Raw genomic sequence first — 13,341 nt, forward strand, 5'->3', positions numbered from 1 at the left:
GGAGGTGCGATGAACACGTCCCCCATGAAGATGACCTACCGCGAAGCCTGCCGGCAGGCGATCCGCGAGGCCCTGCTGTCGGACCCCCGCAGTTTCGTGATGGGCGAGGACGTGGGCAAGTACGGTGGTTGTTATGCGGTGACCAAGGGCCTGCTGGAGGAGTTCGGCCCCGACCGCATTCGCGACACGCCCCTGGCGGAGAACGGCTTCGTGGGCGCGGGCATTGGCGCGGCACTCACCGGTCTGCGGCCCATCGTGGAGATCATGACCTGCAACTTCAGCATGCTCGCGCTGGACCAGATCATGAACAACGCGGCCACCCTGTCGCACATGTCGGGCGGGCAGTTTGCCGTGCCCGTGGTCATCCGCATGGCCACGGGCGGCGGCCGGCAGTTGGCGGCCCAGCACTCGCACAGCCTGGAGGGCTGGTATGCCCACATACCGGGCCTCCGGGTCCTGGCCCCCGCCACGGTGGAAGACGCCCGCCACATGCTGGCGGCGGCGCTGGCCGACCCCAACCCGGTGCTGCTGTTCGAGCACGTCGTGCTCTACAACGCCGAGGACGACATCGACCCTGCGGTCACGGCGGTGGACATCGAGCATGCCCGACGGCGCCGCGCCGGCTCGGACGTGAGCCTGGTCACCTACGGCAACAGCCTGCCGAAATGCCTGGCCGCGGCCGACGCGCTGGCGGTCGAGGGCATCAGCGCCGACGTGATCGACCTGCGCGTGCTGCGTCCGCTGGACACCGCCACGGTCATCGAGTCCGTGGCCCGCACGCACCGCTGCGTGATCGTGGACGAGGGCTGGAAGAGCGGCTCGATCTCGGCGGAGATCTCCGCCCGGCTGGCCGAAGACGCGCTGCACGAGCTTGATGCCCCGGTGCGCCGCGTCTGCGGCCGCGAGGTGCCGGTGCCCTATGCGGCGCAGATGGAAGAGGCGTCGCTGCCCCAGGTGGGCGATATCGTGGCGGCGGCGCGCGGTCTGGTGAACCCGGGGTAGCGCAGCGTGGCCGAATTCCTCATGCCCTCGCTGGGCGCCGACATGGAAACGGGCAAGGTGGTCCAGTGGCTGGTAAAGCCGGGTGACCGCGTGAAGCCGGGCGACGTCGTGGCCGTGGTGGAAACCCACAAGGGCGCGATCGACGTGGAGATCTTCCTCGACGGCGTGATCGATCAACTGGCGGCGCTGGATCAGGAGATGCCGGTGGGCGCGGTGCTGGCGCAGGTGAGGCCACAGGGTGAGGGTGTGCCCGATGCACCGGCACCGGAGCGGCGCGGAGTCGGGGCGCCCATGGTCGAACCGGGCGGGCCGCGTGCCCTCCCGGTGTCCGTGATGCCGGTACCGCCCCCCCCGCAGGTCGGGCCGCCGGTGCGCGTGCGGGTCAGCCCGGCGGCGCGGCAGCGCGCGCGGGCGCTGGGTCTGAACCCCGATGCCTTGCCTGGCAGTGGGGTGGGCGGCATGGTTTCGCTTCGGGACGTGGATCGTGCCGCGGCACAGGCGAAGCCTGCGCCGGATCGGGCCGCCACCGCGGCGGCTGCGCCGCACCCGCGCGCCGGTGGCTTTGACGCCGCCCAGATGCGCCAGGCCATCGCGGCCGCCATGAGCCGCTCCAAGCGCGAGATTCCGCACTACTACCTCAGCGACAGCATCGACTTCACGGCGGCCAGGGACTGGCTGGAGGCATGGAACCGCGAGCGGGCGCCCGAGCAGCGCCTGCTGGGCGCGGTGCTGCTGCTCAAGGCCACGGCACGGGCCCTGTGCGAGGTGCCCCAGCTCAACGGCTTCTACGAAAACGGCGCCTTCCGGGCCGCGTCGGGCATTCACGTCGGCTGGGCGATTGCCCTGCGCGGCGGGGGGCTGGTGGCACCCGCCATCCACGACGCCGATCGGGCCTCCTTGGGCGAACTGATGGCGGCCCTGAGCGACCTGGTGCAGCGCGCCCGCACCGGCCGCCTGCGCAGTTCCGAGCTGACCGACCCGACCATCACCGTCACCAGCCTGGGCGAGCGTGGCGCGCAAAGTGTGCTGGGCGTGATCTACCCGCCGCAGGTCGCCATCGTCGGTTTCGGCCGTGTGGTGCAGCTTCCCTGGGTGGTGGATGGCCAGGTGCAAGTGCGCCCGGTGGTGAACGTCACGCTCGCCGCGGACCACCGCGCCAGCGACGGGCACCTGGGGGGCCGGCTGCTGGCGGCCATTGAGCGGGCCCTGCAATCACCCCAAGACCTTTGAAAAGGCATCGAGACCACCATGAACGCCTCTGACATTCGACAGCTCGCCGCCGATGTGCTGGCCGGCATCGCACCCGAAGCCGACCTGTCCGGCGTGGGTGACGGCGAAGACCTGCGCGAAGCGCTGGACCTCGACTCGATGGACTTCCTCAACTTCATCATCGGCCTGAGCCAGGGCAGTGGCGTCGCCATACCTGAGGCCGACTATCCCCGGCTCTTCACCCTGCGGGGGCTGGTGGCCTACCTGGCGAAGTAGGCCCTGCGCGCCTGGGCCTGGCTTCGCGCAAAGCCGGGGGATGGTTCCTGGACGAAGGGGCTATGCGCGCCAGCGTACCGACAGCACCGCCTTGCCTGCCTAAGCTGCGTCGAGACGGATGCACAGGCTCACACGCCGCACATCCGCTCAAACCCCGCGATGGCCTGATCTGCCGACGCTCAAAGTCCGTGCCAGAAGCTGATCAACTCTGCAGGGCCTCTCTTCATGTGGGGGCGGTCCTTGTAAGCGACCAAGGAACCATCATGCACTCCATCAAACTCATCGCCGTTGCCGCGACCACTCTGGCATTGACCGCCTGCTTCTCGCTGCCAGCGGGCCCGACCGGCGCCACCGGCGCAACAGGCGCCACCGGCGCAACGGGTTATACCGGCGCCACAGGCGATACCGGTGGCACGGGCGCCACCGGTGCCAAGGGAACCACCGGCTACACCGGTGCCACGGGCGGCGCTGGCGCCACCGGTGCCACAGGCGACACGGGGGCGACCGGCTACACCGGGGCCACGGGCAGCACCGGGGCGACCGGCTATACCGGTGCCACGGGTGCCACCGGCAGCACGGGAACCACCGGTGCCCGGGGCGCGACCACGCAGGGCGACACGCTGGTCATTGTTCCGGCGCGCTAAGTCCCGGGAAGAACACCAACCCACTCTGAAAAAGGGTGGTTTGGTGTGCCGGGACAGGGCCGGCCAACCCGTTTATCCTTGGCGGCCATGAAGCTCTACAACTACTTCCGATCCTCGGCCTCGTTCCGTGTGCGCATCGCGCTCGCGCTCAAGGGGCTGGCTTACGAATACGTGCCGGTGCACCTGGCCAAGGGCGAACACAAGCGGCCCGCGTTCGGCGACATCGCTGTCGAAGGCCTGGTGCCGGTGCTGGAGCTGGACGACGGCACGCGCCTGTCGCAGTCGATGGCGATCATCGAATACCTCGACGAGGTGCACCCCGTGCCCGCGCTGGTGCCGGCGGACCCCATCGCCCGGGCCCGCGTGCGCGCGCTGGCGCAGGTGATCGCCTGCGAGATCCATCCCGTGAACAACCTGCGGGTGCTCAAGTACCTGAGCCATGAGCTCAAGGTGGACGAGCAGGCCAAGAACACCTGGTACCGGCACTGGGTGCGTACCGGGCTGGAGGCCTTCGAGCGACAGCTGGCGCTGGGTCCGACATCCACGTTCTGTTTTGGCGACACGCCCACGCTGGCCGACTGCTGCCTGGTGCCGCAGATCTTCAACGCCCGGCGCTTCGACACACCGCTCGACGGCCTGCCCCGCACCATGGCCGCGTTCGACGCCTGCATGGCCCTGCCCGCGTTCCAGCAGGCGCAACCCTCGGCCTGCCCGGACAACGAGGCCTGATGCCCCTGCGCGCAGAAGACGGGATCGTTCCCGAATGGCCAGCGCCGCCGGGGGTGCGCGCCTTGTTCACCACCCGCTCGGGCGGCGTGTCCGCGCCACCGTTTGACAGCTTCAACCTCGGCGACCATGTGCGCGACGCGCCCGACCGCGTGGCGGCCAACCGCGCGCGGCTGGGCGAGCGCATCGCGGCCCGCCCCGTGTTTCTTCAGCAGGTGCACGGGACCACCGTGGAGGTGCTCGACGCGGGCACGCCCGACGGCACGGTGGCCGATGCCTGCCTGAGCACCCGCAGCGGCGTGGCCTGCACCATCATGGTCGCGGACTGCCTGCCGGTGCTGTTCACGAACAGCGCCGGCACGGTGGTGGCGGCGGCACATGCGGGCTGGCGCGGCCTGGCCGGCGTGGATGCGAAACCCACGGGGCAGGGCGTGCTGGAGACCACGGTCGCTGCCTTTGTACGGGCGGTTCAGCAGATGGATCCGTCGGCCGATCGGGGCCGTGTGACCGCCGACCTGCTCGTCTGGCTGGGGCCGTGCATCGGGCCCGAAGCGTTCGAGGTGGGGCCCGAGGTGAGAGCCGCTTTCGTGCAGAGCGATCCAGCGGCCCAGCATGCTTTTGTGCTGCACCCGGCGGGTGGCGGGAAGTACCTGGCGAACCTGTCGGCGCTGGCCCGGCTGCGGCTGCAGGCCATGGGCATCACCCGCATCCACGGCAACGACGGCACCCCCGCCTGGTGCACCGTGACACAGTCCTTACGTTTCTTTTCGCACCGCCGCGACGCTGTCCGTCTGGGCAGCACCGGGCGCATGGCTGCCTGCATCTGGCGAGGATGAGGGCCCCAGCGCTTGCTGGCGGAGCGCGTCTTCGGCCGCTTCGCGCGCCTTCAGTTCCTTGCGGCGTTGCGGGGTGCGCATCAGGTAAACCACCAATGCCACCGGCAGCAAACCGTAAAGAAAGAAGGTCACAATGGCCCCGAGGACGGTGCCCGTCGTGTTGGAGGCTTCGGCCACCGCCATCATGAGCACCACGTAGATCCAACCAATGACCACCAGATACACAACACGCCTTGCAGCCCGGGAGGGTTTGTCAATCTGCAGAAAGCAGCCTGACAAATATTGGGGAAAACCCGGAAATTCCCCCAAGGGATTCGATAATAAACCGCTGCCAAAACCATTGGACCATTGGAGACCTGCATGACATCCGGGAACAACGCCCAACCCCCTTGGCTGGAGGCTGCGCAGCAGTTCCAGCAAAACCTCATCTCTCAATGGACGCAGGCGGCTCAGGCCTTTCCTGGCGCGGCCACGCAGCAGGCCCCTGAGGCCGCGGCCGACCCGTTTGCCGCTTTCAAGGCCTTCATGCCGCAAAGCGGCGCGGCCAACCCCTTTGGCATGGCCATGCCGGGCTCGGGTGGCGGGCTTGCGGGCATGAACGACCTGTTCAACCAGGCTGCCGGTCAGAAGGTCAGCTTCGATCCGGCCAAGCTGATGGAGATCCAGGCCAGCTACCTCAAGGACGTCGCCGGTCTGTGGAACCAGGGCCTGGACGCCAAGCCGGTGGGCGACCGCCGTTTTGCCTCCGAGGCCTGGAGCAGCAATCCCGTGGCAGCCTTCGCGGCCGCCGCCTATTTGCTCAACGCCCGCACCCTGATGGCCCTGGCCGACGCGGTGCAAGGCGACGCCAAGACCCGCACGCGCGTGCGTTTCGCGGTGCAGCAGTGGATCGACGCCAGCGCGCCGAGCAACTTCCTGGCCTTCAACGCCGAGGCGCAGAAGAAGGCGCTGGAGACCCAGGGTGAGAGCATCGCCAAGGGCATGGCCAACCTGCTGCACGACATGAAGCAGGGCCATGTGTCCATGACGGACGAGAGCGTGTTCGAGGTGGGCAAGAACGTGGCCACCACCGAAGGCGCGGTGGTGTTCGAGAACGAACTGTTCCAGCTGATCGAATACAAGCCGCTCACGGCCAAGGTGTACGAGCGGCCGTTCCTGCTGGTGCCGCCTTGCATCAACAAGTTCTACATCCTCGACCTGCAACCCGAGAACTCGCTGATCCGCTACTGCGTGGAACAGGGCAACCGAACCTTCGTGGTGAGCTGGCGTAACCCGGACGAGTCCCTGTCGCACAAGACCTGGGACGACTACATCGAGGACGCGGTGATCAAGGCCATCGGCGTCACGCAGGACATCACCGGTGCCGAAACCATCAACGCGCTGGGTTTCTGCGTCGGCGGCACCATGCTGGGCACAGCACTGGCCGTGCTGGCCGCGCGCGGTGAAGAGCCGGTGAACTGCGCCACCTTTCTCACCACGCTGATCGACTTCACCGACACCGGCATCCTCGACGTGTTCATCGACGAGCCCTTCGTGAAGATGCGCGAGATGCAGTTTGCCCAGGGCGGCCTCATGTCCGGGCGCGATCTGGCCACCACCTTCAGCTTCCTGCGCCCCAACGATCTGGTGTGGAACTACGTGGTGGGCAACTACCTCAAGGGCGAAACGCCGCCGCCGTTCGACCTGCTGTACTGGAACTCCGACAGCACGAACCTGCCCGGCCCGTACTACGCCTGGTACCTGCGCCAGATGTACCTGGAAAACAACCTGGTCAAACCCGGCAAGGCCACGGTCTGCGGCGAGAAGATCGACCTGGGTAAGGTCAAGCTGCCGGTCTACATCTATGGCTCGCGCGAAGACCACATCGTGCCCATCGGTGGCGCCTATGCCAGCACGCAGGTGTTTCCCGGCAAGAAGCGCTTCGTGATGGGGGCCTCGGGCCACATCGCCGGCGTGATCAACCCGGCGAGCAAGAACAAGCGCAGCCACTGGACCGGCCCGGCGGGCAAGTTTCCGGCCGATGTCAATGACTGGATCGCCAGCGCCACGGAGCACCCCGGCAGTTGGTGGGGTGACTGGGCCGCGTGGCTCAAGCCGCAGGCTGGCAAGCAAATTGCTGCGCCCAAGACCTATGGTCGGGGCGAGACCTACGCCGCCATCGAACCGGCGCCGGGCCGCTACGTCAAAAAGAAAGCGTGATCACCCCCGCAGCGCTGCGCGCTACTCCCTTCAGGGGGCAACCCGATGCGGTCCGGCAAAGCCGGTTCCGCCGGGTTCCCGGCTGAGACACATCGCGCCGGACAGGATTTGTTTTTTTCGCACTAGGAGACTCTTATGGAAGACATCGTCATCGTTTCAGCCGCCCGCACCGCCGTGGGCAAGTTCGGCGGCTCGCTCGCCAAGACCCCCGCCACCGAGCTGGGCAGCATCGTCATCAAGGAACTGCTGGCCCGCACCGGTCTGCCGGTGGACGCGGTGGGTGAAGTGATCATGGGCCAGGTGCTGGCGGCAGGCTGTGGCCAGAACCCGGCCCGCCAGGCCATGATGAAGGCCGGTGTGGCCAAAGAAACCCCGGCCCTGACCATCAACGCCGTCTGCGGCTCGGGTCTCAAGGCCGTGATGCTGGCCGCGCAGGCCGTGGCCTGGGGCGACAGCGAGATCGTGATCGCTGGTGGCCAGGAAAACATGAGCGCCAGCCCGCACGTGCTCAATGGTAGCCGCGACGGCCAGCGCATGGGCGACTGGAAAATGACCGACACCATGATCGTCGACGGCCTGTGGGACGTGTACAACCAGTACCACATGGGCATCACCGCCGAGAACGTGGCCAAGGCCCAGGGCATCACCCGCGAGATGCAGGACGCGCTGGCCGCCGGTAGCCAGCAGAAAGCCGCCGCCGCGCAAGCCGCGGGCAAGTTCAAGGACGAAATCGTCGGCGTGAGCATTCCGCAGCGCAAGGGCGACCCGGTGCTGTTCAACAGCGACGAGTTCATCAACGCCAAGACCACGGCCGAAGTGCTGGCCGGTCTGCGCCCCGCCTTTGACAAGTCCGGCTCGGTGACCGCCGGCAACGCCTCGGGCATCAACGACGGCGCAGCCGCCGTGATGGTGATGACCGCCAAGAAAGCCGCCGCCCTGGGCCTCACGCCGCTGGCGCGCATTGCCGCCTTCGGTACCAGCGGTCTGGACCCGGCCCTCATGGGCATGGGCCCGGTGCCCGCCTCGCAGAAGGCCCTGGCCCGCGCGGGCTGGAAGGCATCCGACGTGGATGTGTTCGAACTCAACGAAGCCTTTGCCGCCCAGGCGTGCGCCGTCAACATGGCGCTGGACATCGACCCGGCCAAGGTCAACGTCAACGGCGGCGCGATCGCCATCGGCCACCCCATCGGTGCATCGGGTTGCCGCATCCTGGTGACGCTGCTGCACGAGATGCAGCGCCGCGGCGCCAAGAAGGGTCTGGCCGCGCTGTGCATTGGCGGCGGCATGGGCGTGTCCCTGGCGGTGGAGAGGTAAGTACCCCCCCGCACCGCCTGCGGCGTCACCCCCCAGGGGGCGATGCGAGTGGCCCGGCAAAGCCGGTTCCACCGCATCCTGGGTGAAGACACCGCGTTTTCAGATCATTTTTTTAATGCCATTCGGCAACACCTAGAGGAGCACACAACATGAGTCAAAAAGTAGCGTACGTCACTGGCGGCATGGGCGGCATTGGTACCGCCATCTGCCAACGCTTGCACAAGGAGGGCTTCAAGGTCATCGCTGGTTGCGGCCCCACGCGCGACTTCACCAAATGGCTGGACGAACAGAAAGCCCTGGGCTACACCTTCTACGCGTCGGTGGGCAACGTGGGTGACTGGGACTCCACGGTGGAAGCCTTCACCAAGACCAAGGCCGAGCACGGCAGCATCGACGTGCTGGTCAACAACGCCGGCATCACCAAGGACCGCATGTTCCTGAAGATGTCGCGCGAGGACTGGTCGGCCGTGATCGAAACCAACCTGAACTCCATGTTCAACGTGACCAAGCAGGTCGTGCCCGACATGGTGGAAAAAGGCTGGGGCCGCATCATCAACATCTCGTCGGTCAACGGCGAAAAAGGCCAGGCCGGCCAGACCAACTATTCGGCCGCCAAGGCCGGCATGCACGGGTTCTCCATGGCCCTGGCGCAGGAACTGGCCACCAAGGGCGTGACGGTCAACACCGTGAGCCCGGGCTACATCGGCACCGACATGGTCAACGCCATCCGCCCCGACGTCTTGGAAAAGATCGTGGCCACGGTGCCCGTCAAGCGCCTGGGCAAGCCCAGCGAAATCGCGTCCATCATTGCCTGGCTGGCCAGCGAGGAGGGCGGTTACGCCACCGGCGCTGACTTCTCGGTCAACGGTGGATTGCACATGGGCTGAACAAGCGTTTGTGAACAGAAAAAGCCCCGCTCGACGGGGCTTTTTTCATGGGTGCGGCCGGTCAGAACCGCCAGCCAGCCCCCACGCGCACCAGATGGCGCTTGCCTGACCCTGCACCCAGACCACCGTTGAAGGTGGTGTTGCCGACCTGGCGTGCGAACGACAGGCCCACTGCCGTCTGCCCACCATAGGCAGCCACCCCCACATTCACCGTGGTCTCCCCGTCCCCAGCGGGGGCCATGGGCACCATGGCTGCCGCCTGGGCAATGCCGGCGAAGGCCTCTTTTTGAAGGGCGCCTACCCGAATGTCCGTGTGCTGGTTGGCGCTGTCCAGCGTGCGGGCGTCGCCTTCGTCAGCGTACTGGCGCACGGCCTGCTCCCGCACATCGGTGTAGTTCTTGGCTTGCCGAAGCGTGCGAGCGTCACCCGCATCGGCATACCGCTGTGCGCGATGAAGAGTGTCTGCGCTGATACCGTTGAGCTGATCCACGTTGACGGCATCGGTGCCATCCACGCCCGCTGCCACATTCGTGATGCGACGCTCGTTGCCCGCCGAGCCCACTGAAACGGTGTTGGCCTGTGTGGCGATCGAACCCGAACCCAGGGCCACGCTGTTGTCGGCCTGTGCTTGTGCGTTTGTGCCTATGCTGACGGTGTCGTTGGCGGTGATACCTGAGCCGGCATTGAGTCCCATGGCGGTGTTGCGGTCGCCGGTGACATTTCGACCGGATACTGTTCCATTCGCGGTGTTTCCGTGGCCCGTGACGGCAACACCGGCATACGCTCCGGTGGCGGTGTTGTAGTCGCCGGTCACCGATCCGCCTGAGGACATGCCAGTGGCGGAGTTGCCTGATCCCGTGACCCACGTGCCCGCATCCGCGCCGCTGGCGGAGTTGACGTCACCGGAGACATGAGATCCGGCTCCCGCGCCGCTGGCGGTGTTGTGGTCGCCGTTCACGAAGTTGCCTGCACTGGGTCCCAATGCAGAGTTACCGTCGCCGGTCACGTGTTGGCCTGTTTGGGTGCCCATGGCCGAGTTGTAGTTGCCTTCCACGACCTGTCCGGCCTGTGTGCCCGACGCGGAATTCGCATGCCCGGTGACGTGTTGGCCAGCTAGTGAACCGAATGCTGAGTTGTAGGCACCCACGGAGCCCAAACCAGCGCCGGTACCGATCGAAGTGCTTTCTACGCCATTCGCTTCGGCATCGGGTCCGCATGCGAAGCTGTTGTTTCCGATGGCTGCGGCGGTAGCGGCGCCGTCCATCGCACAAACAGTCTGAGCTTGCGCGGGCGCAGCCAGCAGTGAAAGCAGTCCACAGGTGAGGGTGGAGAGAAAGACCTGGCGCGCCCCATTTGGCAAGCGGCTGTTGGGTGCGGCATCCGGGAGAGCCGCGGCGAGTGCGGAGCCGGGTTGGTCAATCAATGCGTTCATTTTTTGTTGGGTGATCATGGTGATTACGGGATTCAAAAAGGGGTTCATGTCGAACTCCATGGGGTTGCTCGGGTTGGTTGGCCCGATGGCCCATGCATGTCCGGCGTTCATGAGCGCCTTTGCAATGCATCCATCGGTGAGGTGAGATTACGAATCTCGCCCCGATGGCACATCACTCAAATCAATTAGTTGGCGTTGATTTTTGGGAAAAACGAACCCGAATCCGTGACCTATTGCCACTGGGCGCCACCACGAACCCGTGGCTCAGCCGCCCGCTATTGCACGGCGCGGGCAGATGGCCAAGCCGATGGGTCGATCAACAAACAAGTGTTGGAGCAGTAAAACGCGCAGTGCCGTGAGGCACCAGTGGCACACAGCGCGGGAGCGGGGCGGAGCGAACAGCGCATCGGGCGCGCTGCGGTGGGTGGACCCTTGCTCTGTCGCCGCCGCAGGCTAAAACCGCAGTCGGTTCACGTACGCACCCAGGGCCACCTGGGTGGATTGACCGGTTTTGTCGAAAGTGTTCGACAAATGCTTGCGCAGCGTATGGATGGAAATCTCCAGGCGGCTTGCAATGGACTCGGTGGCTTCGCCATCAGCGATGGCCAGCGCGATCCGGGACTCTGCGGTGGTCAGGCCGCTGAGGGCGGAAAGCACCTCGATCGAGGGGGGCTGCGAGGAGGCTGCCGTGGTGACGAACAGTGCCGCCAGACCTGGCCCGAGCGCATGGCGGTACTCCGAGGTCGTCAAGGGAAGGAGATACGCGACGGCCGCCTCGTTCGCCTTGCCGGGCAGGGGCATGCCATTGCCCCAATAACCCAACGAGAGCTCGTCGGTGGTACAGGCGCGGGCCACGGCCTCTGCGAATGCAGCCTGCCGCTCTCGGGATTGCGGATAGATGCGTCCATCGCGAACGTCCAGGCAACTGGTTTGCGTCAGCACCATTTCTGCCGCTGCGTTGTGGTACATCAAGCGCGCATCGGGTCCCAACAAGAAGACAGCGGTGCCAACCCCGTCGAGCATGTCCCGGTACAGCTGAAGCTGCCGGTTCTTTTCTGCGGCCAGGTCAGAGATCAGGAATGCACGGCGCACATGGGGTGTCAGCATGCCCAGCAGTCGCCGATCATGCTCATCGAAAAGCTTCCTGCCCTGCGGGCTGACCGCCACGAGCCACGCGACCTGTCCATCGCGCCTGAGGATGGGTGCGTTGCAGGTGTCTCGCAAGCCTTGAGGCTCGACCCAGGTCCGGCAGAACTCGCTTTCCCTGAAGTCAGCTTCTTCCAAGAGCTGCATCTGGCTGATGGGCGTGTCAATCTCGGCATCCATCCAGACTTCGATCTTGGGTACCTTGTGCATCAAGGTCGGCAGAAGACCGATCCAGTGGTCATCCCAGGCGGTGCGAATGGCGCGTTGCAACGGTGGCTGGCCCGGTGCCTGGTCCCGGTAGTCTTGATGAAGCACCTGTACGAACGACAACCCCATGCGGTCACGAATCATCTGCAGTGCCGTGTCCCATTGCCCGGGGTCAACCGCACAGTCATAGATGGAACCGATGGTGTCTGAAAGCACTTCGGGACTGAATTCGTAGTTCATTGGTCAGCCTCGAAAGGTGCATCAGATGGAGCATGGGACGTGGGTCATTATCGTGAAAAAAGTCACCGTGGCCGCTGAAGGCCTGGCCGCAACCTTGGAAGAAGCGAAAAGGGATAATGCCTTCCGATGTCCCGCCTTCCACAACACCTCCTCGACGCCGATCGTTGGCGCCTGTCCGTCGCCCCCATGATGGGGTGGACAGATCGCCATTGCCGTTACTTTCATCGGCTGCTGACCCGTAAAACCTTGCTCTACACCGAGATGGTGACGACAGGCGCGCTGATCCACGGCAACGCCGCGCAGCATCTGGATTTCAACGAAGAGGAACACCCGGTGGCGCTGCAGCTGGGCGGCAGCGAGCCGGCCGACTTGGCGCGGTGCGCGAAGCTGGGGGAGGAGCGCGGTTACGACGAGATCAACCTCAACTGCGGCTGCCCCAGCGAGCGTGTGTTGCGCGGCGCTTTTGGCGCCTGCCTGATGGCCGACGCGGCGCTGGTGGCCGATGGTGTCAAGGCCATGGTGGACGCGGTGGACATTCCCGTGACGGTGAAACACCGCATCGGCATCGACCGGATCGAAAGCTACGACTTCGTTCGTGATTTTGTGGGCACCGTGGCCGACGCGGGTTGCCGTGTGTTCCTCGTGCACGCGCGCAATGCCTGGCTTCAGGGCCTGTCGCCCAAAGAGAACCGCGAGATCCCCCCGCTGCGCTACGAACTTGTGGTTCAGCTCAAGCGTGACTTTCCGCACCTGACCATCGCGGTCAACGGGGGCATCACCACCAACGAGCAGATCGCCAGCCACCTGAGGCAGCTCGACGGCGTGATGATCGGTCGTGAGGCTTATCACAACCCTTGGGTGATGACCGAATGGGACGCCCGGTTTTATGGCGAGGCTTCCGACGGGCCGGGCTTGACGCGTGAGGCGGTCGAGCTGGCCATGGTGGACTACATGGAGCGTGCCGCGGCGCACGACGGCGCACCCTGGTATTCCATTGCCAGCCACATGCTGGGCTTGCGCCACGGCCTGCACGGGGCCCGCAAGTGGCGCCAGGTGTGGAGCGACCACCGGCTCAAACCCCTGCCAGCGCGCGAAGTCTGGGCCATGGCGCAGGCACATGTCACGGTCGAAAGTGAACCTGTGCACATGGATGAGTGTTTACGCGCGTGACGCATGAACTTTTGAGCGCTACCATCGTCACACGCACACGGTCTGTCCAGCGC

13 protein-coding genes are annotated in these 13,341 nt (G+C 65.8%); 10 read left to right on the forward strand and 3 right to left on the reverse strand.

Annotated features, from left to right (window positions below):
- The first annotated feature begins 9 nt into the window (after positions 1-9).
- The 6 genes from HTA01S_RS06620 to pgeF all read left to right on the forward strand — a co-directional run bounded on the left by HTA01S_RS06620 (position 10) and on the right by pgeF (position 4,693).
- A complete protein-coding gene (locus tag HTA01S_RS06620) occupies positions 10-1,002 on the forward strand; it encodes an alpha-ketoacid dehydrogenase subunit beta (protein ID WP_068168260.1) in 993 nt (330 codons plus the stop codon).
- Between the two features lie 6 nt (positions 1,003-1,008).
- Positions 1,009-2,232, forward strand: a complete 1,224-nt coding sequence (locus HTA01S_RS06625; RefSeq protein WP_068168263.1) for a dihydrolipoamide acetyltransferase family protein — start codon at positions 1,009-1,011, stop codon at positions 2,230-2,232.
- 18 nt (positions 2,233-2,250) lie between these two features.
- A complete protein-coding gene (locus HTA01S_RS06630) occupies positions 2,251-2,487 on the forward strand; it encodes an acyl carrier protein (RefSeq protein ID WP_068168265.1) in 237 nt (78 codons plus the stop codon).
- 263 nt (positions 2,488-2,750) lie between these two features.
- Entirely contained in the window at positions 2,751-3,131 is a 381-nt protein-coding gene (locus tag HTA01S_RS06635; protein ID WP_068168267.1) for a hypothetical protein, read from the forward strand.
- 87 nt (positions 3,132-3,218) lie between these two features.
- Positions 3,219-3,860 (forward strand): maleylacetoacetate isomerase, encoded by a 642-nt coding sequence (gene maiA, locus HTA01S_RS06640; protein ID WP_068168270.1) that lies wholly within the window; start codon positions 3,219-3,221, stop codon positions 3,858-3,860.
- Positions 3,860-4,693 carry a peptidoglycan editing factor PgeF gene (pgeF, locus tag HTA01S_RS06645; protein WP_068168273.1) on the forward strand — a complete coding sequence of 278 codons (834 nt, stop codon included), beginning with the start codon at positions 3,860-3,862 and terminating at the stop codon, positions 4,691-4,693. Before maiA ends, pgeF begins: the two co-directional genes overlap by 1 nt.
- Here pgeF and HTA01S_RS06650 read toward each other — a convergent pair.
- Positions 4,613-4,918 carry a hypothetical protein gene (locus tag HTA01S_RS06650; RefSeq protein ID WP_068168277.1) on the reverse strand — a complete coding sequence of 102 codons (306 nt, stop codon included), beginning with the start codon at positions 4,916-4,918 and terminating at the stop codon, positions 4,613-4,615. The two genes, pgeF and HTA01S_RS06650, sit on opposite strands and share 81 nt — an antisense overlap.
- A 135-nt stretch (positions 4,919-5,053) precedes the next feature.
- Here HTA01S_RS06650 and phaC point away from each other — a divergent pair, with 135 nt between their 5' ends.
- The 3 genes from phaC (at position 5,054) to phbB (ending at position 9,093) form a co-directional block, all read left to right on the forward strand.
- On the forward strand, positions 5,054-6,892 hold the full coding sequence (phaC, locus tag HTA01S_RS06655; protein ID WP_068168280.1) for a class I poly(R)-hydroxyalkanoic acid synthase: 1,839 nt from the start codon (positions 5,054-5,056) through the stop codon (positions 6,890-6,892).
- Between the two features lie 135 nt (positions 6,893-7,027).
- A complete protein-coding gene (locus HTA01S_RS06660; RefSeq protein ID WP_068168283.1) occupies positions 7,028-8,206 on the forward strand; it encodes an acetyl-CoA C-acetyltransferase in 1,179 nt (392 codons plus the stop codon).
- A 149-nt stretch (positions 8,207-8,355) separates the two neighbouring features.
- A complete protein-coding gene (gene phbB, locus HTA01S_RS06665; RefSeq protein WP_068168286.1) occupies positions 8,356-9,093 on the forward strand; it encodes an acetoacetyl-CoA reductase in 738 nt (245 codons plus the stop codon).
- A gap of 61 nt (positions 9,094-9,154) precedes the next feature.
- Here the strand turns inward: phbB and HTA01S_RS24595 are convergent, their stop codons facing one another.
- Positions 9,155-10,636: a YadA family autotransporter adhesin gene (locus HTA01S_RS24595; protein WP_084235911.1), complete on the reverse strand. Its 1,482-nt coding sequence runs from the start codon at positions 10,634-10,636 to the stop codon at positions 9,155-9,157.
- Positions 10,637-10,978: 342 nt separating this feature from the next.
- Positions 10,979-12,118, reverse strand: coding sequence for a helix-turn-helix transcriptional regulator (locus tag HTA01S_RS06675; RefSeq protein ID WP_068168290.1), 1,140 nt, complete (start codon positions 12,116-12,118; stop codon positions 10,979-10,981).
- A gap of 126 nt (positions 12,119-12,244) precedes the next feature.
- On the opposite strand from HTA01S_RS06675, the gene dusA reads away from it, so the two are divergent.
- Positions 12,245-13,288, forward strand: coding sequence for a tRNA dihydrouridine(20/20a) synthase DusA (gene dusA / locus HTA01S_RS06680; protein WP_068168293.1), 1,044 nt, complete (start codon positions 12,245-12,247; stop codon positions 13,286-13,288).
- The last annotated feature ends 53 nt before the right edge of the window (positions 13,289-13,341 follow it).

It is taken from the genome of Hydrogenophaga taeniospiralis CCUG 15921 (assembly GCF_001592305.1).
Lineage (GTDB): Bacteria > Pseudomonadota > Gammaproteobacteria > Burkholderiales > Burkholderiaceae_C > Hydrogenophaga > Hydrogenophaga taeniospiralis.

Bases quoted from the DNA above. Each gene is read 5' to 3' on its own strand.
- HTA01S_RS06620 (WP_068168260.1), top strand. From the start codon at position 10: ATGAACACGTCCCCCATGAAGATGACCTACCGCGAAGCCTGCCGGCAG.
- HTA01S_RS06630 (WP_068168265.1), top strand. From the start codon at position 2,251: ATGAACGCCTCTGACATTCGACAGCTCGCCGCCGATGTGCTGGCCGGC.
- HTA01S_RS06635 (WP_068168267.1), top strand. From the start codon at position 2,751: ATGCACTCCATCAAACTCATCGCCGTTGCCGCGACCACTCTGGCATTG.
- maiA (WP_068168270.1), top strand. From the start codon at position 3,219: ATGAAGCTCTACAACTACTTCCGATCCTCGGCCTCGTTCCGTGTGCGC.
- pgeF (WP_068168273.1), top strand. From the start codon at position 3,860: ATGCCCCTGCGCGCAGAAGACGGGATCGTTCCCGAATGGCCAGCGCCG.
- phaC (WP_068168280.1), top strand. From the start codon at position 5,054: ATGACATCCGGGAACAACGCCCAACCCCCTTGGCTGGAGGCTGCGCAG.
- HTA01S_RS06660 (WP_068168283.1), top strand. From the start codon at position 7,028: ATGGAAGACATCGTCATCGTTTCAGCCGCCCGCACCGCCGTGGGCAAG.
- phbB (WP_068168286.1), top strand. From the start codon at position 8,356: ATGAGTCAAAAAGTAGCGTACGTCACTGGCGGCATGGGCGGCATTGGT.
- HTA01S_RS24595 (WP_084235911.1), bottom strand. From the start codon at position 10,636: ATGAACGCCGGACATGCATGGGCCATCGGGCCAACCAACCCGAGCAAC.
- HTA01S_RS06675 (WP_068168290.1), bottom strand. From the start codon at position 12,118: ATGAACTACGAATTCAGTCCCGAAGTGCTTTCAGACACCATCGGTTCC.
- dusA (WP_068168293.1), top strand. From the start codon at position 12,245: ATGTCCCGCCTTCCACAACACCTCCTCGACGCCGATCGTTGGCGCCTG.